General features: G+C 72.4%; 24 protein-coding genes. 15 read left to right on the forward strand and 9 right to left on the reverse strand.

Going from position 1 to position 26,823, the window contains the following annotated elements:
- The first annotated feature begins 226 nt into the window (after positions 1-226).
- Both G569_RS57975 and G569_RS57980 read left to right on the forward strand, forming a co-directional pair.
- Positions 227-709, forward strand: a complete 483-nt coding sequence (locus tag G569_RS57975) for a hypothetical protein (RefSeq protein WP_157592042.1) — start codon at positions 227-229, stop codon at positions 707-709.
- A 64-nt stretch (positions 710-773) separates the two neighbouring features.
- Positions 774-2,324, forward strand: coding sequence for a 3-keto-disaccharide hydrolase (locus tag G569_RS57980; protein ID WP_053226369.1), 1,551 nt, complete (start codon positions 774-776; stop codon positions 2,322-2,324).
- Positions 2,325-2,343: 19 nt separating this feature from the next.
- On the opposite strand, the gene G569_RS48460 is transcribed toward G569_RS57980, so the two are convergent.
- Complete coding sequence (locus G569_RS48460; RefSeq protein WP_053226370.1) at positions 2,344-2,949, reverse strand: TetR/AcrR family transcriptional regulator; 606 nt, start codon at positions 2,947-2,949, stop codon at positions 2,344-2,346.
- A gap of 116 nt (positions 2,950-3,065) precedes the next feature.
- On the opposite strand from G569_RS48460, the gene G569_RS57985 reads away from it, so the two are divergent.
- From G569_RS57985 to G569_RS0114615, 8 genes are read left to right on the forward strand one after another with little or no spacing between them, the layout of a single operon-like run.
- Positions 3,066-3,857, forward strand: coding sequence for an alpha/beta fold hydrolase (locus tag G569_RS57985; protein WP_053226371.1), 792 nt, complete (start codon positions 3,066-3,068; stop codon positions 3,855-3,857).
- On the forward strand, positions 3,854-4,114 hold the full coding sequence (locus G569_RS0114585) for a hypothetical protein (RefSeq protein WP_028063946.1): 261 nt from the start codon (positions 3,854-3,856) through the stop codon (positions 4,112-4,114). Before G569_RS57985 ends, G569_RS0114585 begins: the two co-directional genes overlap by 4 nt.
- Before the next feature lie 8 nt (positions 4,115-4,122).
- Entirely contained in the window at positions 4,123-4,779 is a 657-nt protein-coding gene (locus G569_RS0114590; RefSeq protein ID WP_157592043.1) for a hypothetical protein, read from the forward strand.
- 13 nt (positions 4,780-4,792) lie between these two features.
- Positions 4,793-6,385, forward strand: coding sequence for a sialidase family protein (locus tag G569_RS0114595; RefSeq protein ID WP_028063948.1), 1,593 nt, complete (start codon positions 4,793-4,795; stop codon positions 6,383-6,385).
- A complete protein-coding gene (locus tag G569_RS0114600) occupies positions 6,373-7,593 on the forward strand; it encodes a hypothetical protein (RefSeq protein ID WP_028063949.1) in 1,221 nt (406 codons plus the stop codon). Before G569_RS0114595 ends, G569_RS0114600 begins: the two co-directional genes overlap by 13 nt.
- A gap of 17 nt (positions 7,594-7,610) precedes the next feature.
- The gene (locus G569_RS0114605; RefSeq protein ID WP_037496628.1) at positions 7,611-8,435 is read left to right on the forward strand and encodes a class I SAM-dependent methyltransferase; all 825 of its coding nucleotides are present in this window, start codon (positions 7,611-7,613) and stop codon (positions 8,433-8,435) included.
- Positions 8,436-8,437: 2 nt separating this feature from the next.
- Positions 8,438-9,739, forward strand: a complete 1,302-nt coding sequence (locus tag G569_RS0114610; protein ID WP_028063951.1) for a glycosyltransferase — start codon at positions 8,438-8,440, stop codon at positions 9,737-9,739.
- Between the two features lie 22 nt (positions 9,740-9,761).
- The gene (locus G569_RS0114615) at positions 9,762-12,554 is read left to right on the forward strand and encodes a helix-turn-helix transcriptional regulator (RefSeq protein ID WP_169542146.1); all 2,793 of its coding nucleotides are present in this window, start codon (positions 9,762-9,764) and stop codon (positions 12,552-12,554) included.
- 8 nt (positions 12,555-12,562) lie between these two features.
- Here the strand turns inward: G569_RS0114615 and G569_RS0114620 are convergent, their stop codons facing one another.
- The gene (locus tag G569_RS0114620) at positions 12,563-14,464 is read right to left on the reverse strand and encodes a hypothetical protein (protein ID WP_028063953.1); all 1,902 of its coding nucleotides are present in this window, start codon (positions 14,462-14,464) and stop codon (positions 12,563-12,565) included.
- Positions 14,465-14,621: 157 nt separating this feature from the next.
- Positions 14,622-15,119, reverse strand: a complete 498-nt coding sequence (locus tag G569_RS0114625) for a GNAT family N-acetyltransferase (RefSeq protein ID WP_053226372.1) — start codon at positions 15,117-15,119, stop codon at positions 14,622-14,624.
- 205 nt (positions 15,120-15,324) lie between these two features.
- On the opposite strand from G569_RS0114625, the gene G569_RS0114630 reads away from it, so the two are divergent.
- The 5 genes from G569_RS0114630 (at position 15,325) to G569_RS48480 (ending at position 19,596) form a co-directional block, all read left to right on the forward strand.
- The gene (locus G569_RS0114630; RefSeq protein WP_028063955.1) at positions 15,325-15,873 is read left to right on the forward strand and encodes a hypothetical protein; all 549 of its coding nucleotides are present in this window, start codon (positions 15,325-15,327) and stop codon (positions 15,871-15,873) included.
- Between the two features lie 155 nt (positions 15,874-16,028).
- Complete coding sequence (locus G569_RS48470) at positions 16,029-16,952, forward strand: universal stress protein (RefSeq protein ID WP_053226373.1); 924 nt, start codon at positions 16,029-16,031, stop codon at positions 16,950-16,952.
- Between the two features lies 1 nt (position 16,953).
- Positions 16,954-17,532, forward strand: a complete 579-nt coding sequence (locus G569_RS57990) for a GNAT family N-acetyltransferase (protein WP_084284961.1) — start codon at positions 16,954-16,956, stop codon at positions 17,530-17,532.
- Positions 17,533-17,541: 9 nt separating this feature from the next.
- On the forward strand, positions 17,542-18,222 hold the full coding sequence (locus tag G569_RS0114645; protein ID WP_053226375.1) for a response regulator transcription factor: 681 nt from the start codon (positions 17,542-17,544) through the stop codon (positions 18,220-18,222).
- A gap of 111 nt (positions 18,223-18,333) precedes the next feature.
- Positions 18,334-19,596 carry a catalase family protein gene (locus tag G569_RS48480; RefSeq protein WP_064750358.1) on the forward strand — a complete coding sequence of 421 codons (1,263 nt, stop codon included), beginning with the start codon at positions 18,334-18,336 and terminating at the stop codon, positions 19,594-19,596.
- Here the strand turns inward: G569_RS48480 and G569_RS0114655 are convergent.
- From G569_RS0114655 to G569_RS48490, 6 genes are read right to left on the reverse strand one after another with little or no spacing between them, the layout of a single operon-like run.
- The gene (locus G569_RS0114655; RefSeq protein WP_028063957.1) at positions 19,593-20,513 is read right to left on the reverse strand and encodes an alpha/beta fold hydrolase; all 921 of its coding nucleotides are present in this window, start codon (positions 20,511-20,513) and stop codon (positions 19,593-19,595) included. The two genes, G569_RS48480 and G569_RS0114655, sit on opposite strands and share 4 nt — an antisense overlap.
- A 9-nt stretch (positions 20,514-20,522) precedes the next feature.
- A complete protein-coding gene (locus tag G569_RS62610; RefSeq protein ID WP_053226376.1) occupies positions 20,523-21,806 on the reverse strand; it encodes a cytochrome P450 in 1,284 nt (427 codons plus the stop codon).
- Entirely contained in the window at positions 21,791-23,605 is a 1,815-nt protein-coding gene (locus G569_RS0114665; protein WP_211232993.1) for a peroxidase family protein, read from the reverse strand. Before G569_RS0114665 ends, G569_RS62610 begins: the two co-directional genes overlap by 16 nt.
- A complete protein-coding gene (locus G569_RS0114670; RefSeq protein WP_028063959.1) occupies positions 23,602-24,048 on the reverse strand; it encodes a hypothetical protein in 447 nt (148 codons plus the stop codon). Before G569_RS0114670 ends, G569_RS0114665 begins: the two co-directional genes overlap by 4 nt.
- The gene (locus tag G569_RS0114675; RefSeq protein ID WP_028063960.1) at positions 24,045-25,427 is read right to left on the reverse strand and encodes a Dyp-type peroxidase; all 1,383 of its coding nucleotides are present in this window, start codon (positions 25,425-25,427) and stop codon (positions 24,045-24,047) included. Before G569_RS0114675 ends, G569_RS0114670 begins: the two co-directional genes overlap by 4 nt.
- Complete coding sequence (locus tag G569_RS48490; protein ID WP_053226377.1) at positions 25,409-26,797, reverse strand: hypothetical protein; 1,389 nt, start codon at positions 26,795-26,797, stop codon at positions 25,409-25,411. Before G569_RS48490 ends, G569_RS0114675 begins: the two co-directional genes overlap by 19 nt.
- Positions 26,798-26,823: the final 26 nt, after the last annotated feature.

The raw sequence follows: 26,823 nt of genomic DNA on the forward strand, positions 1-26,823 counted from the left end.
TGCGCGAGGAGCAGCGACGGTCGCGATGCCTGCCAACGCGACGGCCAGGACTGGGACGGCTCGGGTGAACGATTGCAACGACATGAGACGGACATCGGACCGAAACCGGGGGCGACGAGATCCCACTGACGTGGGATTGAGATCAAAGCCGTGCCCCGACCGCCGATTCCCCTCGGCGATGACACACAACAAGAAGCTTCTCTCGCTCGCACTAACAGGCACCCTCTTGCTCGGTCTGGGCGGCACGGCGGTCGCCAAGGGCGGCTATCTGATCACCAAGCCCAACCAGATCAAGCCGAGCGTGCGCGCCGCGCTGAAGGGCGACTCCGGTCCGCAGGGCATCCCCGGCCCGCAGGGGCCCCAGGGCGTCCAGGGTCCGGCCGGTCCCGCGGGTTCGAGCAGCGCCGTGGGCGTGTCGACCGTGGTGGCCAGGTCGTCCGCCGCGCCCGGAGCCGTCGTCGGCGCGCAGGCGTTCTGTCCGGCCGGCAAGGTCGTCATCGGCTCCGGCTTCTACGCCGGCATCACCAACGCCGCCTTCGTCAAGACCTACGGCAACAGTGTGGGAGCCGGATTCCTGAACACCAGGTCCTTGACCGAGCAGGTCGAGGTCCAGGCGATCTGCGCCCCGGGCGCGATGAGCGCCACCGCGACCGAACGCGGCGAGGACTTCCAGGACGAGCTCGACGCGCTGCGAAGCGAGCGCCCTTGACTGTCTGACTGAAACGTAAGTAGTGTCTGACTCACAAGTAAGTTGGATTGTGAGGAGACGCTCTGTGAAGCAGGTCCTGCGTTCCGCTGCGGTGCTCGGCGCCGCACTCGCCCTCGCGGCGCCCGCCGTCGTGCACGCCGCCGAGCCCGGTTACACGACGATCTACGACGGGACGGCGACCGGTTCCGACGCGTCGTTCGACAAGTGGGCGATGGTCGGCGGCGGCAGCATCGATCGCCAGGCCGACGGCGTGATGCGCTCGTCGGGCGGCTTCGGCATGCGCTGGTACACCGTCAAGCGGTTCGGCGACATGTCGCTGAAGGTCGACTTCCGTGATGCCCGCAGCACGCCGGGTTACTCGAACGGCGGCGTGCTCGTGCGCTTCCCGAACCCGATGACGCCCGCGGCTGAGACGCCCGCGTCCTGGTCGTACGACTGGAAGGGCGCCGGCGGGCCGTTCCCGCCGGCCAAGCAGTACTCCAGCGAACCCGGCTGCCAGCGCGTGCAGCCGTCGCTGCTGCCGGCGAGCTGGCTGCCCGCCTGGGTGCCGGTGGTCTGCGGTGAGGAGGTGCAGATCAACGACTCGCCGGACGTCGGCGCGCCCGATCCGCGCAAGACCGGCTCGCTGTACGGCTTCGCCGACCTGGACGCGACGCGCTCGAACGCGATCGAGCGCTACGGCAACCTCGGCGTCTGGCACACGATGGAGATCCGCACCGTCGGCCAGCAGTACACGGTGCTCGTCGACGGCAAGACGATCAACCAGTGGGACGGAGCGGTGCCGATGCGCTTCCCGGACCGTGGTCTGGGCGACCCGCCGACGATGGCGCGCCAGTTCGCGAACGGCTACATCGGCGTGCAGGCGCACTCCGACGGCGATGTCATCGAGTACCGCGACGTGCGCGTGAAGGAGCTCGCCGCCGCGCCGAGGAACACCGCCGCTCCGACCGTCACGGGCGACGGCTTCACCGGCCGCGCGCTGAGCTGCGCGCCCGGCACCTGGACGAACGTCGCCGCCGACCAGAGCTACGCCATCGACTGGCTGCGCTCCAACGCGCCGACGAACGACGCGCCGACCGACGCCGAGCTGGGCACGGTCAAGGTCGGGTCCGGGACGACGTACACACCGACGGCCGCCGACTTCGGCAAGGTCGTCTGGTGCCGCGTCAACGCGACCAACGCGGAGGGCGGGACGAGCTGGGCCACGAAGGCCGCGCCGGCGATCACGTTCGCGAGCGACGTCCCCGGGTCCGTCGGTGGCTCCGTGGGCGCGACGCTGTCACTGACGCTCGGCGCTCCGGCGTCGTTCGGCGCGTTCACCCCGGGTGTCGCGCGCGAGTACACGGCCACGACGCAGGCGACCGTGCTCTCGACCGCGGGCGACGCGACGCTGACCGTCGCCGACACCGGCGCCAACCCCGGCAACCTGGTCAACGGCGCGTTCGTCCTCGCCCGGCCGCTGCAGGGACTCGGCGTCATCAAGACGTGGAGCGCCCCGACGTCCAACGAGGTGGTCCCGGTGACGTTCAAGCAGGCCGTCGGCGCCACCGACGCCCTGCGCACCGGCACGTACTCCAAGACGCTCACGTTCACGCTCAGCACGACCACGCCCTAGGACGATGCCGCCGGGCGCTTCACGCGCCCGGCGGCGCGGTCTGCATCAGCTCGAGCAGCTCGATGATCGTCTCCTCGAGGTCCACCGACCCCTCGTCCAGGTACTCCTGGAGCTGGAGGCCGTCCGCGAGCGCGACCACCACCGCGGCGAACTTCTTCGCACTCATCGCGGTGCTCAGCCGCCCGGCCTCCTGGCCCTGCGCCACCCACCCCTCCACGTCCGCGCGCGTCTTGCGATAGCGCTCGACGAAGAAGGCATGCCCGGGATGGTCGGAGTCCATCGCCTCGGCCGCGAGCACGAGCAGCATGCGGATCAGCCCACGGTTCTCGACGGCCGCGCGCATGTACGCACGCATCGTCGGCACCAGTGCGTGGTCGTGGACCTCCAGCAGCTCGGCGAAGCGCTCCGCGTTGTCCTGCTCGTGTTGCTCGAGCACCGCGAGCAGCAGCTCCGCCTTGCTCTCGAAGTGGTAGAGGATGCCCTGCCGCGACACGCCCGCCTCGGCGGCGATCACGTCCAGCGGCACGCCGCGGAAGCCCTGGCTCGCGAAGACGCGGATCGCGACCTCGATGATCCGCTCGCGCGTCCCCCGGCCCTGCGGCGTCGTGTAGGTCCTGTCGGTCATGCTCCGCGAGAAGGCTAGGCGACCCGCTCGGTGACGGAGAGGGAGCTCCCCAATTGATGTGGGGAGCCCGGTCCTGGACACTCGCCTCCTCCTCCCCCGGACTGGCAAGGATCTCTATGTCTCCCTCACTCGCGGCGTACGCGCGCGGGCACGTCGGCGTGCCCGGACCGCCGCTCGTCTTCCTGCACGGCCTGACGTTCGACCACCAGATGTGGGCGCCGGTGATCAGCGCTCTGCCGCCGCGGCGGCGCGCGCTGGCCATCGACCTGCCCGGCCATGGCGCCTCGCCCTCGCTTCCGTGTCACGACCTCGAGCCGGTCGTCGAGGCGGTGCATGACACCGTGCTCGAGGCCGAGCTGGAGCCGCCCGTGGTCGTCGGGCATTCCCTCGGCGCGGCCGTGGCGAGCTTGTATGCCACGCGACATCCCGTCGCCGGCGTGGTCAACGTCGACGCGCCGATGGAGGTCGCCGCGGCGGCGCGGTTCATGCAGGCGCTCGAGCCCCAGCTGCGCGGCACGGGATTCGGGCGTGCCTGGTCGGTGTTCCGCGACAGCATGCACGTCGAGCTGGTCGCACCGCGGCTGCGCGCGCTGCTGGCGGCGGGCGAGCACGTCTCCCAGGAGCTGGTGCTGAGCTATTGGAGGCAGCTGCTCGACGAGGAGCCGGCCGAGCTGGATGCCCTCGCCGAGGCGATGCTCGCGCGGATCTGCGAGGACGGAATCCCGTACCTCGCGATCTACGCGGCCACGCGCCGGACCGTGGAGCTCGAGTGGCTGCAGGAGCGCCTGCCGCACGCCGAGATCGACTGCTGGCCGATCGGGCACCACTTCCCGCAGCTCGCCGACCCGGTGCGCTTCGCGACCCGGCTGATCGCGTTCGCCGCTCGCGAGACGACGGCGCCGCGATGAGGCGCGCGCTGATCCTGGCCGCGTGCCTGGGGATGGCCGCCTGCGGCGGCGGGGGCGCAGCGTCCTCGCCGCCGCACGGCGGCGGTACCGTCGCCGACCGCTGCGCCGATCAGGCCAATGGCGACCCCGCCAAGATGACGCTGTGCCTGGCCAGGCACCACGTCGCGGTGGCCATCGGCGAGCGCGCCCGGCCGTGCTTGCGCAAGACGCACGGCGGCGACGGTGTCATCGACTGCTTGAAGGCCGCGGCGCGATGAGCAAGCCGATGCTCCTCCTGGCGGCCGTGCTCGCGGCCGCCGCGCCGGCGCACACCGCAACCGCCCGCTATGGGAACGCCGAGCTGCAGCTGCATAAAGGGGACCTGGCGTTCGTCCGCGCCCCCGGCGCCACACCACGTGTCCTGACCCGGCAGCTGCCGGCGGCCGCCGCGTCACCCGCGCTCGGGCTCGATGCCACTGGGCGCCTGACGGCGCTCGTGGCCGGCCGCGGCGGCCTCTACGAGACCGCGATCAGCCGTCCCGGGCGGCTCGTGCACGTCACGGGCACGACGAGCAGCGATTCGCTCCCGGGCCTGTTCCGCGGCCGGCTCGCGTACGCGCACGGCTCCGCGGTCCAGACCCGCGCGCTCGCGGGCGGGAGCCCGCGCGCCGTCTGGCGCAAGGCGGGCTGGTTCCCGCTCGCCGTCGCCCCGGGCGCCGGCAACGCGACCGCCTTCGTCGCCGGCCGTGACGGTGCCGGCAACGGCGCCTTCCAACTGCTCCTCGCCCGCCCCGGACAGCCGGTCAAGCGTCTGCTCTACCTGCCTCTGGGCGACACGCACTCCGGCCGGCTGACGATCGACGGCATCGACACCGCCGGCCACGAGCTGCGGGTCACCCGCGAGCTCGACGGTGCCGTCTCGCACCGCTCCTTCTCCCTCTGACCAAGGAACGCCGATGAACCTCCTCCGCAGCGCGGTGGGAGCGCTGGCGGCGACGAGCCTGCTCGCCGCCGTCCCCAGCGCCCATGCCGCCAACCGCTTCACGCTCGACGAGCACCCGGAGACGCCCGGGCACGTCCTGCTCAACCCGCCCGGCAGCGCGCCGGGCAGTGTGCTCGTCGCCTGGACGAGCGAGTCCGGGTCGGGCGAGCTCGCCCCGATCCCGAAGGTGTGCGTGGTCGCGCCCGGGCTCGGCTGCGGCGCCCCGCAGATCCTGCACGCGCCGGAAGGCGACGGTGAGGACGACGCCGTCGACGGGCTCTTCCCCGTCGCCGGACCGGATGGAACCGTCACGCTCGTCGGCCCGCGCCAGTCGCGCGGGGACGCGATCACCTGGACCTCGACGAACGGCGGCGCGTTCGGCCCGCCCGCCCGCATCCGCGGCGTCGCGCCCGCACTGGCACCGCCGGAGGACGTGATCGGCGCCGGTGCGAGCACGCTGATCGGTGCCGCCGACGCGGACCTCGGCGTCGGCGCGTTCGGCGCCGCCCGTGGCTCGTTCACGTTCGCGAATCCCGGGCACGACGTGAAGACCTCGAGCCTGGCCCTCGACGCCGCCGGCCGTCCGGTCGACGCGTACTTCCACTTCGGCGACAGCCCGACCGGTGCCGACAGCGTGGTCGGCGCCTACCGCTACAGCGGCACCGGATCGATCGCCGATCGCGACAACTGGGCGGGCCCGATCACCGTCTCCACCGCCGGTGACGAGCCGGTGCTCAGCGGTGGCGCCGCGGGCCTGTTCGCCGTCGACGTCGACACGGCGGCCGGCGGGAGCGAACCGACGTTGCTCGACATCCGCCGGGACGACGGCTCCAGCTTCGGACCGCCGAAGCTCCTGGCGAACGATCCCGATGCCGGGCTCTTCGACGCGGGCGCGGCGACCCAGTCGCCGAGCGGGCGGCTCGCGATCCTGTGGCCGGGCACCCGCGCCGGTGACGGCGAACGGGTCATGCGCCTGTTCTCCTCCACCGATCACGGAGCGAGTTTCACCGAGTCCGACGTCGCCACGGTGGGCGAGAACTACCTCGACGACCGCAACGCGTCCGCTGCCGTCGCCGACGACGGCAGCGGCGCGGTCGCGTTCGTCGACGAGACCGGCCTGGAGCTCGCCGACCTCGCGCCCATCGCCCCGTTCGTCCCGCCCGGCCCGGTGAAGGCCCCGCCGCCGACCAGGTATCCCGCGCCTCCCGGCGTCGTCTTCGACCCAGACCGCGGCCCGTTCGCGAGCACGTCCTTCCGCGTCGGCAGTGACATCGTGACCCTGCAGACGCCGCGCGGCTGCGTTCGCTCCGGTGACATCGTCATGCGTCTCAGGGTGCGTTCGAGCAAGCGCAAGGGCCACGTCGTGGTGAAGGTGCGCAAGGTCCTCTTCCGCCTCGACGGCAGGCTGATCCGCCGCAGGACCAACGCCCCGTTCAGCGCTCGCTTCCACGTCACCGTGGCCCCCGGGAGCCGCCACGTGCTCACCGCGCGGGTGTTCCTGAAGGTCCATCACGGTCCGAAGCGCTCCAGGACGCTCACCAACCACTTCACGGCATGCTCCGGCTGATCGCGACGACGGCCGTGCTCCTGCTCGTCGGCGCGGGGGTCGCTCGCGCCGACGACTGCGAGTTCGAGGGCACCGCGGGCAGCACCCGCGCGCCCGTCACGGCTCGAGGGCTGCTGCTCGCCGACTCGTTCGCCGACGAGGGCGCGCTCGACGACGGCGAGGTCGATCTCTGGACGCTCACGCGCAGCGGGCACGCCGCGGGAACCAGCGACACCGGCGATCGTGACGGCCGGCCGTTCTCGCCCACGCTCGTCACGCGACCCGACGGCGACCCCGAGATCGTCGAGTGGCGCGGGGACGAGACGGGCGGAGCGATCATCGCGGTCGACCGCGGCGTCGAGCGCGTGCTGGTGCCGGGCGTCGCGTTCCCGGGCTACGACGGCGTCGCCGCCGCCGAGGGTCCCGACGGGACGATCACGCTGCTCTACGGCGGCGTCCTGGAACGCGTCGCCCCGGACGGCACCGCCGGTCCGGCGATCCCGGTCGCGCCGCACCCGTTCGCGCCGCTGCTGGCGGTCGACGGACAGGGAACCGTGTTCGGCGCGGCCCGCGGTGACGGCGGCGGCGTCGCGATCCGGTGGCCGCAGGCGGGCACTCCGACGCTGACCAGCACCGCCGCGCTCGCTCGCCCGACGACCGAGCCCGTGCTGCCGAGGGTCGTGCCGGACGGCCACGGCGGCGCGTGGCTGAAGACCGGCCACCTCTCGCTCCTGCGTCTCAGCGCCGACGGCGTCACCGTCACGCGCGTCACCGGCGCCGCCGACTCGGCCACCGACCCCGTCGTCGACGCCGAGGGCGACGCCGTCATCGGGTGGAGCGAGGGACATCGCGCCTACGTCCAGACCGTGTCCACCGACGGGACGCGGTCGCGCCGGACCGCGCTGCCCTCGCGCGACGTCGAGGGCCTGGCCTTGGACCCGCGCTCCGGCGACCCGTGGGTGCTGACCCACGTCCACAACGTCCTCGCCCTCCAGACGCCGGGCCGTACGATCGCCGTCCGCGGCCGCCGCCGGTACGGCGAGTTCTACGGCTCCGTCGCCATCGATGCCACCGGCCGTGCCTGGGTCGTGTGGCAGGAGGAGAGCGATCGCCTGGACAGCGAGTGCCACCTCTTCCCCGCCGTCGCGGACGTGCGCTGGGCGACGTTCGGCCTGCGCTCCCGCCACGTCTCGAGCCACGTGCTCAGCGGCGCGTCCCCCATCTCATGACGACACAAAGGAACGACATGACCACGACCCTGCACGCCATCTGGTCGGCCGTCGCCCCCGCCTGGGCCGAGCACGCCGACTACGCCGACGCCCGCGGAGCGGAGGTGACGTCGAGGATGCTCAGCCTCGCCGACCCGTCCCCGGGTGACCGCGTGCTCGAGCTCGCGTGCGGGCCCGGCGGCGCCGGGTTGGCGGCGGCCGCGCTCGCCGGCGAGGTGGTGCTCTCCGACGTCAGCGCCGAGATGGCCGCCATCGCGGGCGACCGCGCCGCCGAACGCGGCCTCACCAACGTGACCACCCGCGTGCTCGACCTCGAGCAGATCGCCGAGCCCGACGCCGCCTACGACGTCGTGCTGTGCCGCGACGGCCTGATGTTCGCGTTCGACCCCGCGGGCGCCGCGGACGAGATCAAGCGGGTGCTGCGGCCCGGTGGGCGCCTCGCGATCGCCGTGTGGGGCCCGCGCGAGCGCAACCCCTGGCTCGGCATCATGTTCGACGCCGTGACCGCCCAGCTCGGCCACCCGGTGCCACCGCCGGGCATGCCGGGTCCGTTCGCGCTCTCCGACGCCGGCCGGCTGCGCTCGATCCTCGCGGGCAGCGGGCTTGAGGACGTCACCGTCGCCGAGGTGCCGGTGCCGATGCGGGCGGCGTCGTTCGTCGCATGGTTGGAGCGCACGACGGCGCTGGCGGGGCCGCTCGCGGGCCTTCTCGCGGCCCTTCCGGAGGAAGCCGCGCGCGAGCTGCGCGGCCGCCTGCGAGACGCCGTCACGCCGTACCGCACCGGCGAAGGCCTCGTCTTCCCCGGCGTGGCGCTCGTCGCATCCGGCCGCCGCGCGAGCTGATCGTGGCGCGCTTCCTGTTCGCCACCATGCCCGCGGCCGGACACGTCACGCCCGGCCTTCCGATCGTGCGTGCGCTCGTCGACCGCGGGCACGACGTGCACTGGTACACGGGCGAGACGTACCGCGACGCGATCGAGGCGGCCGGCGCCACGCACCGGCCGATCCGGTCGGCGTATGACTTCGGCGGCCTCGGCATCGACGACGCCTTCCCGGAGCTGACCGGGCTGACCGGGCTGACGATGGTGCGCCAGGCGATGCAGCGCGTCTTCATCGACAACGGCGTGGGGATGCTGCGCGACCTCCAGGCGATCATTGAGGACTTCCCCGCCGACGTCGCCGTGTCGGAGGCGCTGTTCGTCGCGACCCGCTGGCTGCACGAGCTCGGCGGCCCGCCGTGGGCGACGCTCGGCGAGACGATGCTCGGCACCTACAGCCGCGACACGGCGCCGTTCGGGCCCGGGCTGTTCCCGCTGCGCGGCCCGCTCGGGCGGGCGCGCAACCTCACGCTCAACGCGATCCACCGGCGCGTGGTGTTCGGTCCCGTGACCGCGCGCTACGAGCAGGCGCGCGGCGAGGTCGGGCTGGCACCGCTCGGGCAGAGCTTCCTCGACACGCTGATGTCACCGTTCCTCTACCTGCAGGGCACCGTGCCGTCGTTCGAGTACCCCCGCGGTGACCTGCCACCGCACGTGCACTTCATCGGGCCGCTGCTCCCGCCGCCCGCCGAGGCCTTCGTGCCGCCGGAATGGTGGCCCGAGCTCGAGTCGGGACGGCGGGTCGTGCTCGTCACGCAGGGGACCGTGGCCAACGACCCACGGCTGCTGATCGCCCCCACGCTGCGCGCGCTGGCCGACGAGCCCGTGCTCGTGATCGCGACCACGGGCGCGCCGGTGCAGGCCGCGCTGGGCGCGCTCGGCGGCACGCTGCCGCCCAACGCCCGGCTCGAGCCGTTCGTCCCTTACGCCGAGCTCCTGCCCCACGTGTCGGTGCTCGTGACCAACGGCGGCTACGGCGGGCTCCAGCAGGCGCTGGCGCATGGCGTCCCGATCGTCGTGGCGGGTGCGACCGAGGACAAGCCCGAGACCGCCGCGCGGGTCGCGTGGTCGGGCGCGGGTGTGCGCATCAAGACGCAGAGCCCGGCGCCCGAGCGGGTGCGCGATGCCGTCACGCACGTCCTCGCCGAGCCGTCCTTCCGAGGCCGGGCGGCGGCGATCTCGGCCGAGATGGCCGCCTACGACGCCCCCGCGACGGCGGCGCGCCTCCTGGAGGCGCTGGTCCGCACCCGCCGGCCGGTGGCGGCGTAGCGGGCGCACATCGTCGGCTCACGTGGCTCCCGGTACGGTCGCGCGCGTCTCCCGGATGCAGCGAACAGCCGCGGCGCAGGGCGTCATCCGCCGCGAGGCCGAGCGCGCGGCCCTGCGGGCGTTCCTGGCTGCCCGCGACGGACCGGCGGCGCTCGTCATCGAGGGCGAAGCCGGGATCGGGAAGACGACGCTGTTCGAGGAGGCGTTGCGCGAGGCCGGCGCGGGCGGCTGCCGCATCCTGCGCTGCCGCCCCGCGCCGACGGAGACGAGGCTCGCGTTCACGGGGCTCGCCGATCTGCTCGCGGGACGGATGCTCGACGACGCGCTGCCGACGCTCCCCGCGCCGCAGCGGCACGCGCTGGAGGTGGCGCTGCTGCGCGAGGAGGCGACCGGTGCGGCGCCGGATGTCCGTGCGATCGCGAGCGGGCTGCTCGGCGTTCTGCGGCACGTGTCCGCGCAGAGTCCCGTCGTGATCGCCATCGACGACGTGCAGTGGCTGGACTCGCCCACGCGGACGGTGCTGGAGTTCGCCGCGCGCCGCGGCTTCTTCGCCGGTCAGGTCGTCCTCCTGCTCGCGCGGCGATCGTCGGGGGATGAGGAGCTGCCGCTCGGCCTGTCGGGGGCGCTGCCCGAGAACATCATCGTGCGCATGACGCTCGCGCCGATGGACCCGGCCGCGCTGCACGAGTTGCTGGCGACGCGGCAGGCGCTCACGCTGTCGCTCCCGGCGCTCCGGCAGCTGCACGAGCGCTCGGGCGGCAACCCGTTCTACGCGCTGGCCCTGGGGCGCCGGGCGACGCCGTCCGGGCTCGACGCCGAGCAGCCGCTCCCGCTGCCGAGTGTCGTCGACGAGCGCCTCGCGGAGCTGCCGGAGCCCGTGCTCGACCTGCTCCAGCGGGTCGCCCTGCTGTACGACCGTCAGGTCGGCGCGGTCGCCCGTGTGGCGGCACCCGGCGCCCTGGACGCGGCGGTCGAGGCCGGCGTACTCGAGCTCAGCGGCGACCGCGTCGCCTTCACCCACCCGCTGCTCGCGGCGGCCGTCGAGAGCATGACGGGCCCGGAGCGCCGGGCGACCTTGCACGGCGAGCTGGCAGGCGTGGAAGCCACGGGGGAGGCACGCGCCCTGCACCTCGCGCTGGCCACCTGGGTGCCCGACGCGACGGTCGCCGGCGAACTCGATTCCGCCGCCCGGCGGGCCGCCCGCCAGGGCGCGGAGGAGACCGCGGCGCGGCTCGCCGAGCACGCGGCACGGCTGACACCGCGCACCGCGGACTCGCTCGCCGCTCAGCGCACCGTCGCCGCCGCCGAGCACTACGCGGCGGCCGGTGATCCACGGCGGGCGCACGAGCTGCTGAGCGAGCTGATCGACCGGCTCGAGCCCGGTCCGGCACGCGCCGAGGCCCTGTCGTTGCAGTGCTGGCTGCACACCTCCGTCGTGGACTTCGCCGCGTCCGTGCGCGTCGGCGAGCAGGCCATCGCGGAGGCCGGCGGCGACGCGCGGTTGATCGCCGTGACCCGCCAGCGGCTCGGCACCGCCGAGCGCATCCGCGGACGTCTTGATGCCAGTGAAGCGCACGGCGTTGCCGCGGTCGAAGGCGCTCAGCGGGTGGGTGATGAAGGACTCGAGGCGCTGGCGCTCGCGTCGCTCGGGCTGACGCGCTTCGTGCGCGGCGCCGGCGTCGGGCCTGAGCTGCGCCGGGCCGCGGAACTCGAGCGACGGCTGCCGGAGTTCCTCGGCCAGCAGGCGCCGTCGTTCCGTCTCGGCCTGGCCCTTCTCGTCACCGACCAGTTCGACGAGGCACGCGCCGTCTTCACGGATCTGGGCGAGCAGGCGCTCGCCGCCGGGCACGAGGACGCGCGGGCGATGGTCCTCTCCTACCTGGCCGATCTCGAGCGCCGCAGCGGGCACTGGGAGCGGGCGCAGGCATTGACCGTCGAGGCGCGCGACCTCGGTCTCCAGGCCGGCACCGAGCAGGAGCAGAACGCGGGCGCGGCCAACGCGGCCCTGCTCGCGGCGATGCTCGGGCACGTCGACGAGGCGCGAGCGATGGCCCGGCGCGGCCTGGCCGTCGCCGATGACATGGGCGACCGGATCCACGCCATCGCCCACCGTGGCGCGCTCGGGCTGCTCGAGTTGTCGCTCGACGCACCCGCGGCGGCCGTCGAATGGCTCGCTCCGGCGACCGACGAGCTCCTGGAGCAGGGCGTGGTGGAGCTCGGCCTGCACCCGGAGATCGTCCACAACGAGATCGAAGGGCTCGTCGCCGTCGGGGACCAGGGTCGTGCCACACGCCTCACGACCCATCTCGAGACGGTCGCGCGACGGACCGACCGCCCGTGGGCGCACGCGATCGCCGCCCGCAGCCGCGCGCTGGTGTTGGCCGCCGAAGGCGACCTCGGCAGGGCGCGGGAGTGCGCGTTGCGAGCGGTCACGGAGCACGAGAACGCGGGTCAGCCGCTCGAGCTCGCCCGCAGCCTCACGGTGTCGGGGGCGCTGGAGCGGCGTGCCAAGCAGCGACGCTCCAGCCGTGTGGCGCTGGAGCGCGCGATCGCCGTCCTCGACGCGCTGCCGGCGCCGCTCTGGGCGGCCCGCGCCCGCGCCGAGCTCGGGCGGCTCGGCCAGCGACTCGGGCCTTCCGAGCTCACGGTGACCGAGGCGCGAATCGCCGCGTTGGCCGCTGAGGGGCGCTCGAATCCCGAGATCGCGGCGGCGGCCTTCGTCAGCCGCAAGACGGTCGAAGCCAACCTGTCGCGGATCTACAAGAAGCTCGGCGTCCGTTCCCGCGTCGAGCTGTCCGGCAAGCTCGATCGCTGATCCGCGGACTACTGCCGCGTCACGGGCACGACCGCGATCCGCCGCTCGGTGGCGGCGGGGGTGTAGAGCAGGAAGAGCTGCACGTAGCGCTTCCCGAAGATCGAGCTCACGCTCATGTGAAAGCGCGTGCGGCCTTTGCCTTCGACGGCGCTCCCGAGGAACGGATCCTCGAGCGCCTTGTGGTCGGACGAGATGGCGATGATGGTGGCGTTCCGCAGCGGGCGGTCGGTGTGCCAGCTCACCGCGATCTTCTTCCCGCGGCGGACCGCTGTGAGGCCGAGGAAGCGCGGGAGTCGCGGGACGCGCAGCTTGGCGGTGACGGACCTGCGAGGGACGGTGCGCGCGCCGGGTGCACCGGCGAGCACCTCGACCGGCACGGAGTCCGGGCGCCGGAGCATGATCGGGTCGAAGTCGGGCACGATCTTCAGGCGGCCCGAGCCGGCGGCCCGCAGCGAGCGCCGGCCGCTGATGCCGTCCGGGACCGTGGCGCGCACGTCACACGCGGCCGAGCAATGGAACGGAATCGCGAGGCCGTGCGGGATCTGCACGACGCGGCCGATCTCGACTGCCGGCGCCGGGGGCTCCGGCGCCGGGGGAGCGCCCTCGATCGCGAGGTGCAGGCGGTAGTCCCCTCCGGTCGAGACATCCGACCAGGCGATCGCGGGCCGGCCGTCCGCGAGGATCACGGGCGTGACGGAGTCCGCGTCGCGCAGCGGGCCGCTCAGCGCCTGGACGCCGCCTGGGAACGTCGCGATCGTGGCCGCGGTCCAGGTCAGCCCCGCCAGCGTCTGGGCGGGCGCCCACGTGAACACCGGTCGGCCGTCGGCGGCGAACGCGGCCCGCGGACCGCGCCCGCCGTCCTCAGCCGGAGCGCCGCCGTCGAAGTCCGCGAGCTCTTGCGCATACGGGTGCAACGGCCTCGCGCCGACGCGCTCCGGCTGGTCGAACGGCCCCGGACCGTCGCGGCGGATCGCCCACGCCTGGACGTCTGACAGATCCTCCCACGCGATGATCGCGGCTCCGTCCGGCCGCAGCGCCACCGTCGGGGAGCCACCGAGCAGGGTCTCGGTGAAGCCGAGGGCGGCCACTTTGGTGAAGGCCCCGCCGGGCGCGCGCTCCAGCACGGGTGACTCGTCCCCCTCGTGGACGACCGCGAGTGCGCGGCCGTCCGGGGCGACGGTGACGGAGAACTCGTGGAAGATGAGCTGCTCGGACAGGCGCTGCGCCGGACCGAACGGCGCTCCCGGCGCGGCCACGGCGCTGAAGAGCCGCTCACGCAGGAAGCTCTTGTCGCCGTCGGCGTTCCAGAGCGCGGTGACGGTGCCATCGTCCTGCACGCCGAGGGCGACGTGCGGCGCCGCCAGGCTGTACCTCTTCAGCGGCTGCAACTCGATCGGCTTGGCGAACGCCTCGCCCGCCGGACGGCGCGCGACCAACAGGCGCGCGGCGCTGCCCGAGTCCAGCAGTGTGGTGTCGGTCCAGGCGACCACCGCGTCGCCGCGGGCCGAGATGGCCGCGGCGGGGTCGTCGACGGAGTGGCCGTCGGCCTCGGCGAGCGTCTGCGTGGGTCCCCAAGCGCCCGTGGCATCGCGGACCGCGAAGGCGATGCCGTCGTACGTCTTCTCGACGACGATCGCGACGCCGCTCGGCTGCGCCATCGCCAGCGGGCAGTGGCCGTATCCGTCGCCCAGCGCGACGTGCACCGGCGCGCTGAAGCCGGACGCGGTCGCCTGCAAGAAGTCCGCGCCTCCCGGAGCCCAGCGCACCACTTCGCCGGGCGCGCCGGTCGCTCGCAGGCACCGTGCGGGATCCGTGACCGTGAGCGGCGCCAGCTCGCCGAACGGCGCGGCCGACGCGGCGGCCGGGGTCGCGGCGAAGAGGGCGAGCAGAGCGAGCGCGAGGCGGTACATGGACCGACTCTCCGCGAGCGCCTGGGTCCCCGCAATCGGGGAGCTACCCCGAACTTTTTGGAGCTGGTCGAAGGGGTGGGCAGGAAAACCTTCCTCTGAGTCAAGTTTCCCTTGCCACCCCCCCGGGGCGCGGTTCGAAATCCTGGCGACTCGCCGGTCAGAGCGCCTTGAAATACCGCGCCATCGGCATCAGCGAGTACCCGACGCGCTCGTAGAGGCGACGCGCGGCGGCGTGGCCGGCATCGCCACCCGTTCCGATCATCGCGACCCGCATACCGGCCGCACGCAGCCATTCCGTCGCATGCTCGGTGAGCGCTCGGCCGATGCCGTGCGCTTGCTCGGCGGGGTCGACGGCGAGCATCGTGATCTCGCCCAAACCGCGAGCGGGGTCCACGATCGCGGCCACGACGAAGCCGCGGATCTCGGCGCCGCGCTCGGCGACCCAGGCGTGCTTGGAGCGATCGGAGACCGTGTCGACGACCGACTGCGCCTGGTACACCCGCCAATCGTCTCCGTGGAGTCGACGAGCGAGCTCATCGCCGAGCAGCGACTCCATCGACAGATAGTTCGGCGCCCACGCTCGGAGCGACAGCGCGACCACCGCGTCGAGATCCGCCGGCGCGAACGCTCGGATCGTCGTCTCTCTTTCGGACACACAGCGAAGTGTGCTGTCTTGGAGGAACACGCGTACCCGCATGATCCGCCGACGTACTCGAGCACGTGCGATCGCGATCGCACTTTCGGCCAGCCTGGGCGCGCTTCGCCGCGAAGTCCCGAGACTCCGCTCAGGGCGCCGGCGCAAAAGGTCGGGGACGGGCCCTGATTGTGCGCTCGTGCGTGACCACGTTGACTCGCGGCCCATGCACAAACTCACACGTCGGGCCCTCGCCGTAACGCTCGGAGTCGTTGCCGTCGCGCTGGTCGTGCTCGCTCCACAAGCCTCGGCGAACCAGCGACTCGGCTCCGACACCCAGGCGTGCAACTACGACGGTCGGTTCTTCTACGCCTGTCATCTCATGACGACGAAGAGCCTCTTCTCGTGGGACGACGACGCTGTGCTGCACCTGAACATGCCCGAGCAGTACGCCCGCGAGGTCATGGCCGGAGGGGCCAATTGCTGGGTCGACTTCCGGGCCTCGCTGTGGGGCAACGACGGCGGCAACGGCATCGACTCCGAGGACGACTTCATCACGAATCTGCAACTCGATCCGGGCTGGCCGCGGGCCGACTGGTCCGGGCTCGAGGCGCATCTCAGCGTCCACGGCGTGCCCGAGTACAGACTCAACGAGGATGACGACGACGGCGAGGACGAGCTCTACGTCCGCATCTCGTACGTCGACTGCAACACCGGGTTCATGCGCACGTTCCAGACGGACAACGAGGTGGGCCGGATCACCCGCCATAACTAGGCGCAAACTTGGACGGGTCGTGCACTCGGTCCTCGCACGGCGCATCATGGGGCGTGACTGCGGGAAGTCACGGACCCGGTCGGTGGTTAGACGCGGATAGCAGCCGCGGCGGAGCGTCATAGCGTCAGGCTCATCACTATCGCAAGGAGCCGAGCATGAGCACCATCCTGATCGGCGTCGACGAGTCAGAGCGCTCCGAGGACGCGGTCGCCTTCGCGCGCCGCCTGGCCGACGTGGCCGCTGCCCACGTCATCGTCGCCAACGCCTACCCCTACTCCGACATCCCTTCTCGCGGGGCGAACTCCGCCTACCGGGACGCGCTGCGCGACGACGCGCTCGCAACCGTCCGTCGCATGCGCGACCTGCTCGACCGCGTCGCCGACGATGACACCCAGATCGCCGTCCGAGCCGAAATCTCGCCGGCCAAGGCGCTGCATCAGCTGGCGCACGCCGAGCAGGCGGCCCTCGTGGTCGTGGGCTCGTCGCACACCGGCCGGGCCGGGCGCGTCGTGCCCGGCAGCACGGCCGAGCGGCTTCTCCACGGCTCACCGTGCTCGGTCGCGGTCGTCCCCAAGGACTACCGCAACCACCCCGACGACCCGATCCGCCGGATCGGCGTGGCGTACGTCGACACCGACGAGGGACGCGCCGCGCTGAGCGCGGCCACCGCACTCGCGCGCGCTCTTCGCGCGGAGCTCGTCGTGATCGGCATCCTCTCGACAGAGTCCATCGTCATGCCGCCGTACATCGGCTCTCCGGGCCCTGCGTCGCTGCGGGTCGACCTCGAGCGCTACGTCGAGGAGCAGGTGCATCAGGCCGTCGACACGGTGCCCGACGACGTCGCCGCCACCGGGTTCAGGGCGACGGGTGACACCGCCGACCTCCTCGTCGCACGGAGCAACGAGCTGGACCTCCTGGTCATGGGCTCGCGCGGCTACGGCCCACTGCACGCGGTCCTCGCCGGCGGCGTCAGCGGGCGTGTGCTCCGCGACGCGCACTGCCCGGTGATCGTCGTGCCGCGGGGCATCGAGGCGCCACTCGACGTCCTCTTCGGCGACACCACCGCGACGGCGGCGTGACATGCCCACGGCCACGCATGCAGCGTCCGGCGTGGCCCTGCGCGACGGTTCGACCGTCCGTGTCCGGCCCGTGGCGGCGACCGACGTCGCACAGTTGCGGGCCTTGCTGGCCTCGCTGTCAAGCCAGTCGCTCTGGCTGCGGTTCTACACGACCGACGTGAACCTGGACCTGAGGGCCCGCGCGGCGGCGACCCGCGGGTTCGGGGTCGTCGCCACGGCCGGCACGCCGGAGCGGATCGTCGGCCACGCCGGGTTCGTCGAGACCGGCCCGGGCACGGCGGAGATCGCGTTCGAGGTCGCCACGGAGTGGCAGGGGCTGGGCGTGGGAACGATCCTGCTCGCGCACCTCGCCGGCCTCGCCCCGGCTGCGGGCATCCACACGTTCACGGCCGTGGTGCATCCCACGAACCACCGCATGGCGCACCTGCTGCAGGCTTCCGGAATCCCGCTCGAGGTCACCGCCTGGCCCGGTCAGCTCCTGTTCGAGCTTCGACCCGAGAGCGGACCGTTTGAGCGCGTGGGAAAGTACGGATCGGGTCGGCGGCCTGCTCCGGATCGTGTGCGACCCGCTGCGGCGTAGGGTTGTGACATGTCCAGTCACGCCACCGAGAACCCCGCGGCCGAGCGGGTCGACCCCGCGCACGTGACGATCGTCATCGCCGACGACCACACCGTCGTCCGGCAGGGACTCCGGCTCCTGATCGAGAACGAGGACGGGCTCCAGGTCGTCGCGGAGGCCGGCACCGTTCCGGACGCCGAGCGCTTGACGCGTGCCCATCGGCCGACGGTGCTGATCCTGGACTTGAACATGCCCGGGGGCTCGAGCCTGGACGCGATCCCGCGCCTGCGCGAGCACGTCCCGGAGACCGCGATCGTCATCCTGACGATGCAGGACGACCCCGCCTTCGCGCGGCGCGCGCTCCAGACCGGCGCTCGCGGCTTCGTGCTCAAGGAGGCTGCCGACGAAGAGCTGCTCGAGGCGATCCGGCTCGCCGCCGCCGGCGACACGTACCTCAACCCGCGCCTGGGCGCGCGCATGGCCGCCACGCCCGACACGCCCCTCGGCCCGCCGGACGACCTGTCCGCGCGCGAGCTGCAGGTGCTCAAACTGATCGCTCTCGGCTACACGAACAGTGAGATCGGGGAGCAGCTGTTCCTCTCCACGCGCACGGTGGAGACCCACCGCGCGCACATCCAGCAGAAGATCTGCCGGACGACGCGCGCGGAGCTCGTCCGCTACGCGCTCGACCACAAGCTGATCTGCACCTGACGCCGCGGTACTCGGCGGCGGCGTTGACCACGGCGCGCAACGCACGAAACGTCGTCCATCACGGATTCCTGAGGATTGGTAGAGGCTCGGCCTATGGGCTAGCGTTGGGGAGTGAACGCCATCAAGCTGCTGAACTCGGTCGCGGTGACGGCGCTGGGGCTGGAGCGGCGGGTCGACGGGCTCTACCGCGGCCCGGTCGATCGGGTCTTTCGCGAGCCCCTGTTCTCACTTGCTCAGATTGTGCTGAACGCGCAGCGCGAGCACGACGAGTCCCTGGGGATCGCGGAGGAGCGCGAGCAGCCCGACGAAGTGGCGGACACGCAGAAGGTGATCGACACGATGGCCGCCTTCCTGCACCGGACGTGGGCGCCCGGGCACGCGGAGCGCGCCGGGAACACGAAGACCTACGGCGTGGTGCGGGGCGAGTTCCGAGTCTTCGACGACATCCCGGAGCGGCTTCGGCGAGGCCTCTTCGCCCACCCGCGCTCCTTCCTCGCGTGGGTGCGGTTCGCGGGGCCGGGTCCGCTCGCGCCGGCCGACGTCGACGACAACGGCATCCTCAGCTTCGCGATCAAGGTGATGGGGGTTGCGGGACCCAAGCTCGGCGACGAGCTCTACACTCAGGATTTCCTCGGTATAAGCTCGCCGACGTTCACGACGCCGAACGTGCACGCGAACGTCCGGCTCCAGGAGCATGTGCTCGACGGGACGCCGCTGTTCTACTTCCTCGACCCGCGCGACTCGCATCTGCTCGACCTCGTGATGCAGGGCTTGTACGCCCGGACCCAGACCAGCCCGCTGGAGGTTCCGTACTGGAGCTGCGTGCCGTACCTGCTCGGTGAGGGACAGGCGATGCAGTATTCGCTGCGCCCGCGCTCGAAACGGACCACCCGCGTGCCGCTGTTCCCGTCCGACAACTACCTGCGCGAGACGATGGCCGAGACGCTCGACAGCCGCGAGGTCGTCTTCGACCTCTACGTCCAGCTCCAGACGGACGCGGATCGCATGCCGGTGGAGAACGCGTCCGTGCGCTGGTCGGAGCGGCTCTCCGAGCCGGTGCCCGTCGCGGAGCTGCGCCTGCCGATCCAGCGGTTCGACTCACCTGAGCAGCTGGCGTTCGCCGGCAACCTCAGCTTCAACCCGTGGCACGCGCTGCCGGAGCATCGCCCGCTCGGCAACCAGAACCGGGCACGGAAGGCGATCTACGAGACCCTGGCGCGCGTGCGGCAGGAGATGAACGCCCAGCCGCACATCGAGCCGACGGGCGACGAGCGCTTCCCGGGGTCGGAGCCGATCGACCGCGTGTGGTCGCCCGAGCGTCCACGCAGCCAGAACGGCACGCCGAGCCCGCCGCTGGCGGAGCGCCGACGCTAGACGCCGACGGCCGGGCGCGGCCGGGCCGCGCGGGCGGGAACGACGCGCGCGATCTCGGCGGCCAGGAGGTCCGGCCGCTCGAGGCTGACGAAGTGCCCGACGCCGGGCAGCCGGCGCCAGTCGAGAGGCCGTCCCGCGTCGCGCTCGCTCTTGCGCGCGACCGCCTCGGGCAGCGCCTCGTCCTTCTCGCCCCAGACGACCGTGACCGGAACCTGGATCGGGCGGTCGTAGAGCGAGTACAGCCGCGCGTGGCTCCATGGGAGCGCGAGCGTCCGGACCATGTCCCGGTAGTAGGTGATCGGCGGGCGTGTGTCATCGGCGCTGCGGAAGCGCGCCACGAGCTCGTCGACGACGCCTCGGTCCATCGTCCCGGGCTTCCCCTCTCGCAGCGTGAACGAGAGCCGGAGCAGCAGCCGCCCGACCGGTGTGGCGATCAGCGTCTCGGGGACCCACGGGATCTCGAAGAACGGAACCCACGGGATGCGGAACGGCTGGAGATGATCCACCTGGAACACCGCCCGCACGAGCGTGCGCGGGTGGGTGCAATTGACGATGACGACGTGGCTGACGAGCTCGCTGTAGCGGTGCGCGAAGATCCACGCCAGCGCGCCGCCCCAGTCGTGCCCGACGAGCACGGGGCGCTTCAATCCGAGCTCCCGGATGAGCGCGGCCACGTCGTCGGTGAGCGTCCAGACGTCGTATCCGCTGCGCGGGCGCTCCGTCTCACCGTACCCGCGCAGATCCGGGACGCACACCCGCCGGCCGGGCAGCTCGCGCATGACCTCGCGGAAGCTCATCCAGCCCTCGGGGAAGCCGTGCAGGCAGAGGACACCGGGGTCGTTCGCGCGGCCGCTGACGGCGACGTGGAAGTCGATGCCATTGGCCGGGACCGTTCTGTGCCGGATCTGCACCGCCATGCGCCGACGCTACCCGACTCCCACGCGCACGTCGAAGACGTCGAACGTCACCGGCAGCGGCCGCGACGCGACCAGGCGCGGCGCCAGCAGGCGCAGGTCCGGCCGCCCGAGGGCTCCGGCGAGCATCCGGCCGCCCAGCAGCCGCGCCAGCCCGGCGCCGGGGCAGCCTTGGCGCCCATGGCTGAAGTGGTTGAACATCCAGTCCTCTCTGGCGTCACCGTCGGTCCACGCCTCGGGCGAGAAGCGATCCGCCATCGCCCGCTCCGGATCGCGGTGGTTGAAGGTGTTGGAGATCAGCACCTGCGTGCCGGCCGGCACGCGGCCGCCGCCGAGGTCGACGTCGGTCAGCGTCACCCGCCCGAGGATCGGGGTCGTCGGCCAGAGCCGCATCGTGTCGTCCAGGCACGCCTCGACGAAGCGCAGCTCGCCGCCCCGCGCGACCTCGCGCCGCGCCTTCGCGGCGATGCGGGTGTGGCTCGCCAGCAGCGCCAGCGCCCGCAGCGAGTTCATCGCGAGCGTGTCGCTCATCGCGAACAGCCAATGTGGGAGCTGTCCGACCGTGTCGGTGCCGGCACCCGACGGGGCCTGCGCGAAGAAGGACACCAGGCTGCCCGGCTCGGCCGCCTCGGCATACGTCCGCAACCGCGCCATCAGCTCCAGCAGCGGCTCGCTCGGCGGCGCCGAAGCGGGCAGGCCGTTCGCCTCACCCATCAGCCGTGCCAGCAGCTGCGACACATAGTCGTCGTGTCGCGCGGCGTCGCCGAGGATGACCCTGCGCGCGACACGCCGGTGGCCCGCGTGCCACTCGTCCCACCCCAACTCACCCCCGGACGCGTCGAGAAGCGCCCGCACCTCCTCGTCGGCGACCGCCGCGAATCGCTCCGCCGAGCCCGCCCCGAGGACCGTCTCGGTGAACCGCCGGCGGTCCGCCCACGCCTCCCCGCGCGAGATCGTCAGCGCGTCGGGTTGGAAATGCTCCATCCCGCGGCGCTTGGCCGGCGGGTCGGGGGCGAAGGGCTCGGGGGAGCCTTCGAGCACCGTTCGCACGTCATCCGCGGCGAACACGAGCACGGCCGGATCGCGCAGCGCTCGCAGTCGGACGGGCCGCGCGGCGGCAGCGTCGCGCAGGCGGCCGATCAGCCCGATCGCGAGCCGGTTGACGTCCGCCCGCTTGGCGACCGCGGTCACCGTCCGGCGTGGCGTGAACAGCCCCTGGAGCGCGTTGGGAACCAGGACGACCGCGTTGAACGCCAGCTGCTCGGCGAGCGACGCCTCGGTCAGCGCCTCGTCCACGGCGCGAACGCGTTCTGCACGCCCTCCAGCGCCGGCGCCAGCGCCGGGTGATGGCGCAGCAGTACGTCCACCATCGTGCTGCGATCGATCCATTGGAGACCCTCGGGGGTGTAGACGTCCGGCGTGTAGTCGTCGGTGAAGAAGCGGTCGCTGCGCAGGCGCCGCGAGGCCATCAGGATGAAGATCCGGAACGCGGTGTCGCTGAAGCCGAAGCCCGGCGGCACGGGCTCGCCGAGCAGGCCGACCTGGAGGTCGACCGCGTCGATGTCACCTTCGTAGAGCTCCTCGATCTGTTTCGCCCACAACGGGTTGGCGGTGAGCTGCGAGAACCGTGTCAGGCGCGGCTTGCGCAGCCGCTCGCGGAAGTCGTTGTAGCGGCGGACGCCGCGCTCGCGGTCGCGCAGGACGTCGCGGGTGGCGAGGTCCACCCGCTCGCCGCTGACCAGCGTGAGGTCCTGCAGCGCCCGCGGATGGTTGTGCAGCGTGATCGCCCCGGGGTTGGCGACACCGAACGAGTACAGAAGGTCGTCCCAGCCCCAGCGGTCGACCGCCGCGCGCGTCTGATGGCCGTGGATCTCCGTGAACTCGGCCCGCTCGATCAGCGCGTCGCTGCGATGGTCGCGGATCTCGTAGTCGTCCGGGACCAGGGGATGCAGGCGGTAGACCGAGACGAACTCCTCGGTGATCGCGTACGGCGCGTGCCCCTGGGACTGCTCGGAGCCCACGATGCCACTGATCATCTCGGTGCCGACGTGACCGAACGTCTCCGACACCCACTTGGGCAGGATCCCGTACCAGTTGGCGTGCATCGCCCGCGCCAGCGCAGGGGTGTTGAGGATGCCGGGCGTCCACTCGATCGTGTGGATCTTGGCCATCAGCGCGGCGTTGACCAGCCGCGCGGTGAGGAACAGGCGCTCGTCGTCCCACCGCGGGTACGAGCCCTTGAGGTGGTCGCAGATCGCGTTGTGCTCGCGCACGAAGAGCGTGTGCAGAAGCGAGAGCCCGAGCCAGTAGTTGCGGTTGAAGCCGGTCAGGTCCACCCCGGTCAGCGCGGCGTCCTCGGGGAGCTTGTCCCCGTCCAGAAGCAGCTTGCCGTCCTCGCCGGTGCGCAGCGAGCGACAGCGCTCCTCGGACGACCCGTAGATCTGTGACCCGTCCCACCAGTGCGTGACGGTGTTGATGTACGTCGGCGGCTCGGTGTCGCCGGGCGCGTGGGTCCGGTCCGGGCTGGTCCGCGGGACCCGCATCCGCTTGTCGGGCCACGTGTCGCCGCGCGCGAGCGGGACGTCGAGGTACTCGGTCGCGGAGTTGTCGCCGTGCCCGAACCAGTCGTGGGTCTGGAACTGGATCCAGCACGCGGCGAGCACGTTGAGCGTCGTCGCCGGGATGAACGTGTCGCGCGTGAAGAGCTGCAGGCTGACCTCGCGCGGGCTCGGTGCCATCAGCCGCGGCGGCTTCTCCGGAGCGGTCGCGTCGAGCGGCGCGTTGCGGCCGAAGCGGGTCCCGACCATGCCCATGTCGGGGTCCTTCGCGTCCTGCAGCGAGCCGTCGTAGGTGCGGTACTTCGGCAGCAGCGAAGGATCGACCGGGAGATCGGCGTCGGGATCGCCCGTGTCATAGAGGTTGAACTCGCGCAGGTCGTCGCGCAGCGCCCGCAGGTTCAGGAGCGCCGCCGGCAGGGGGAGCTGATACCAGGGGACGACGCGGTTGACCTGCCGGAAGACGGTGGAGTTGACGTGGCCGAAGCCCCACTCGAGCGGGCGCAGCGCGCTCGAGGTGGCGCGCGCGAGCGCGCTCACGAGCGTTGCTCCAGCGCGAAGTTGACCGTCTTCATGCCGTCCCAGTAGACGATCCCCAGCCAGACCCCGGGCGCGACCTCGCGGATCTCGTCCCGGATCGGTCGGAACCCGGGCGTGCTGCGCGAGTAGTCGAGGATGATCGCCTCGCGCTGGTCGAGCCAGCTGTCCTGGCGATAGACCTTCGCGGGGATCAGCGGCACGCCGAGCGGGCCGATCCGGTTGCGCAGCGACCCCCCGTCGGGCGCGAAGGTCTTGCCGATCCAGCCCAACCGCGCCACCGCCACGAGCGGAGGTGCGATCGGCGTGCCCGGCAGCGCGATCGCCGTGCCGTGCGTCACGCCCTTCGGGATGTCTCCGGCGACCGCGGCGCGGAACACGTCGTCGAGCTCGGGCTGTGACATCCGCACCATCTCGGCCACCGTGACCGCTGTCGCCGTCGTCATGACGCGCTCCGTTCGCTCAGACGCCCGAGATACCGCGTCGCGCGGACCCCGGGCAGGAAGAAGTAGCCGCCGCCGACGGTCTTGACGAACGACGGGAGGTCCATCACCCGCTTGCGCACCGGCTCAGCCTGGATCGTCATCGTGCGCCCGGGCGGCCCGAGCAGCGGGTCGGCGTCGTCGCGCAGGCCGGCGAACTTCGGGCTGTTCACCCACGTGTGCTGGATGAACTCGAACTGTCGTTGGATGTTGCCGCACAGGCAGAGGAAGTGCAGCCCGCGCGAGCCCTCCGCTCCGCCGTTGATCGCGGCGTCGCGTGACATCTCGGTGCCGTACCGCCGTCCGCGGCGCAGCAGCCGGTGGTGCTTGTCGATGCCGATCGAGTGTTCGGTCCCCGGGTGCGGGTCCAGCATGTCGCGCGGGTGGGCGCGGCGGACGTGGGCGCCGAGTGGGCAGCGCAGGCCGTCCGGGTCCAGCCGGTGATAGCGGAAGGCATTGAGATCGCCGAGCTCGGGCGGCGGATGGTCCGGCGCGAGCACCAGCGGCGCGCCGTCGGGCCAGCGGCCGACCATCCGGGAAGCGAGCTCGATCGCGTCCCCGTCGGCGGCGCCTTCGACGAAGGACCAGAACGCGGGCACGTCCTGCTCGAGCTGGCGGAAGACGAGATAGCTGCCGTTGGCTCCCAGGTCCGCCCCACCCGAGCCTTCGGGGTCGGGCGGGAGGATGCGGTCGCGATCGTCGCGCGCGGGCAGCAGCGGACGGCCGGTCAGCTGCCCGTACTGGTTCGGATAGCCGAGCACGAACTCGCCCGCCTTGACGACGTCGTCCGGGCGCCCGTCACGCATGCCCTCGATCACGGGCTGCGAGATCCCGTCGGCGAACCCGAAGTGGTCGCGGTCCCCGGGCGTGGTGTCGAGCTCCGCCGTGACCGACACGCCGGACGAGGCGTCGCCGACCAGGTCCCGCTGGATCGCGTCGAGCTCGGTCCCGTCGCCGGCGTAGAGCAGCAGCGCCAGGTGCACGGCGGGTCCGTTCGGCCCGCCCCACGCCCAGTACTCCGGCGCTCCGTCCCCGATGTCACCCAGCGCGCGGCTGCGGTGCTCGCTGACGATCCCTTCGCGGAACTGCGCGGAGAAGCCGTCGAGCGCCTCCCTCGGGAGGCCGAGCGCCAGGAGCCCCGGCGCGGTGAGCGCGACGTTGACCGTGGGTCCGGCCGTGCGCCCGCGGGCGGTCGTCAGCTCGCCCGCCAGACGTTCGAGCCAGGGCCCGGCCGCACCGGCGTCGGTGACCGAGAGCAGGACGAACCGCGCGGCCGGAAGGTGTCCGTAGCCGCTGGCCAGCAGCCCCTGCATGTCGTCGCGGTTCAGATCCGCAGCAGCCATTCGCGCGCCTGCTCCCTTGTCATCTCGCCGTAGAGGCCCGCCCGGATCTCCGCGTTGGTCTCGATGTTCAGCGCGGTCAGGTCGGGGTAGGCGGCGAACCAGACCTGCGTCGGGATCTGGTGGCAGCGCAGGTAGTCCTTGAACTCCTGCTCGCGCTTCGCGCCGCCGAAGAAGAGCCAGCTGGTCTTCGGCCATCCGTACCCGTTGCTGAAGACCGCGTTCAGGCCCCACCAGACCTTGTCGATGAAGTCGTCGTTGTAGCTCTCGACGCTGCCGTCGTAGTTGCTCGTGAAGATCATCCGCCGGCCCTCGTCGAGGGTCACCCAGCGCGCGAAGTGGATGGTCTTGACCCCGGCCAGGTTGGCGTGGTCGAAGATCGTCTTGGCGCCGAAGTCCAAGCCGCGGGTGACGACGCCGATCGTCGCCCGCCGCACCAGCCCGGTCTTGACCGCGCCGATCGCGCTGAACTGGTTGACCGCGGTCCGGTCCTCGGCCTTGGCGAGCTCGCGCACGTGCGCTGCCGTCGGCCGGATGTGCGGCGCCTTGTCGCCGAGCTCCTGCAGACGCAGGAGCAGCGCGAAGACCGGCACCGCCGGCACCAGCACGGGCGAGAGCGCGGCGGCGGTCAGCGGCAGCTTCGCCAGGCCGGCGTAGTGCAACGCGCGCTGGGTGAACCCGGGAGACGGCCGCCGCCGGCGCGCCCACGCCAGCTCGGGCGTGATCGCGACGTAGTCCTGGATCGCCGCGCGAACGTCCTCCGGAACCCTGTGGCGCCAGTCGCCGTGCTCGTCCAGGAACGTCTCCAGCGCGCGGTGCAGGGACTCCTCGGCGAGGATCTGCCACACCGAGCGGCCGACCGTGTTGACGTAGGCGGCGGCCGGCGTCACCCGGTGGGCGAGCAGGAACTCCAGGCGCGCCTCACGTGACCGGCGCCGGCGCGGATAGCCGGCGCACGCGCCGAGGATCCGGTCCAGTCCAGGAGCGCTCTCCACGAGCTCGCGCAGGTGGCGCTCATCCGGCGCGTCCTCGTCCAGCGGCGCGTCGATGTCGGCCATGTAGACGAGGTGGGGCTCGATCGCCCCGCCGTCCAGGTCCGTCGTCGCCTCCAGCAGCACGAAGCGGGCGAAGTGGGTGCCGGGCAGGCGGCCGAGTGGCACGACCTCGTTGCCCGCGGGATCGCCGGCCATCGATCGCAGCAGCTCGCGCAGGCGGTCCAGAGCGGACGCGTCGACGTCGGCGACGACGGTGACGGCCACCTGGCGCGTCGGTTGCTCGCGCGTCACGGGCTGGTTCTCGGTCTTCGTCTCGGCGGTTCGCCTGGCGGCGCGGGTCGTGCGCGCCGGTGGTTCGAGTGTCGTCGCTTTGGGCACGGGGTCAGCCTCCTGAGGCGAATCTA

The organism is Solirubrobacter soli DSM 22325 (genome assembly GCF_000423665.1).
In the GTDB taxonomy this organism is placed as follows: domain Bacteria; phylum Actinomycetota; class Thermoleophilia; order Solirubrobacterales; family Solirubrobacteraceae; genus Solirubrobacter; species Solirubrobacter soli.

What these genes read in the sequence shown, in the direction of transcription:
- G569_RS48460 (WP_053226370.1), bottom strand. Translation starts at nt 2,949, where the DNA reads ATGACCGACAGGACCTACACGACGCCGCAGGGCCGGGGGACGCGCGAG.
- G569_RS57985 (WP_053226371.1), top strand. Translation starts at nt 3,066, where the DNA reads ATGTCTCCCTCACTCGCGGCGTACGCGCGCGGGCACGTCGGCGTGCCC.
- G569_RS0114585 (WP_028063946.1), top strand. Translation starts at nt 3,854, where the DNA reads ATGAGGCGCGCGCTGATCCTGGCCGCGTGCCTGGGGATGGCCGCCTGC.
- G569_RS0114590 (WP_157592043.1), top strand. Translation starts at nt 4,123, where the DNA reads ATGCTCCTCCTGGCGGCCGTGCTCGCGGCCGCCGCGCCGGCGCACACC.
- G569_RS0114595 (WP_028063948.1), top strand. Translation starts at nt 4,793, where the DNA reads ATGAACCTCCTCCGCAGCGCGGTGGGAGCGCTGGCGGCGACGAGCCTG.
- G569_RS0114600 (WP_028063949.1), top strand. Translation starts at nt 6,373, where the DNA reads ATGCTCCGGCTGATCGCGACGACGGCCGTGCTCCTGCTCGTCGGCGCG.
- G569_RS0114605 (WP_037496628.1), top strand. Translation starts at nt 7,611, where the DNA reads ATGACCACGACCCTGCACGCCATCTGGTCGGCCGTCGCCCCCGCCTGG.
- G569_RS0114620 (WP_028063953.1), bottom strand. Translation starts at nt 14,464, where the DNA reads ATGTACCGCCTCGCGCTCGCTCTGCTCGCCCTCTTCGCCGCGACCCCG.
- G569_RS0114630 (WP_028063955.1), top strand. Translation starts at nt 15,325, where the DNA reads ATGCACAAACTCACACGTCGGGCCCTCGCCGTAACGCTCGGAGTCGTT.
- G569_RS48470 (WP_053226373.1), top strand. Translation starts at nt 16,029, where the DNA reads ATGAGCACCATCCTGATCGGCGTCGACGAGTCAGAGCGCTCCGAGGAC.
- G569_RS57990 (WP_084284961.1), top strand. Translation starts at nt 16,954, where the DNA reads ATGCCCACGGCCACGCATGCAGCGTCCGGCGTGGCCCTGCGCGACGGT.
- G569_RS0114645 (WP_053226375.1), top strand. Translation starts at nt 17,542, where the DNA reads ATGTCCAGTCACGCCACCGAGAACCCCGCGGCCGAGCGGGTCGACCCC.
- G569_RS0114655 (WP_028063957.1), bottom strand. Translation starts at nt 20,513, where the DNA reads ATGGCGGTGCAGATCCGGCACAGAACGGTCCCGGCCAATGGCATCGAC.
- G569_RS0114670 (WP_028063959.1), bottom strand. Translation starts at nt 24,048, where the DNA reads ATGACGACGGCGACAGCGGTCACGGTGGCCGAGATGGTGCGGATGTCA.
- G569_RS0114675 (WP_028063960.1), bottom strand. Translation starts at nt 25,427, where the DNA reads ATGGCTGCTGCGGATCTGAACCGCGACGACATGCAGGGGCTGCTGGCC.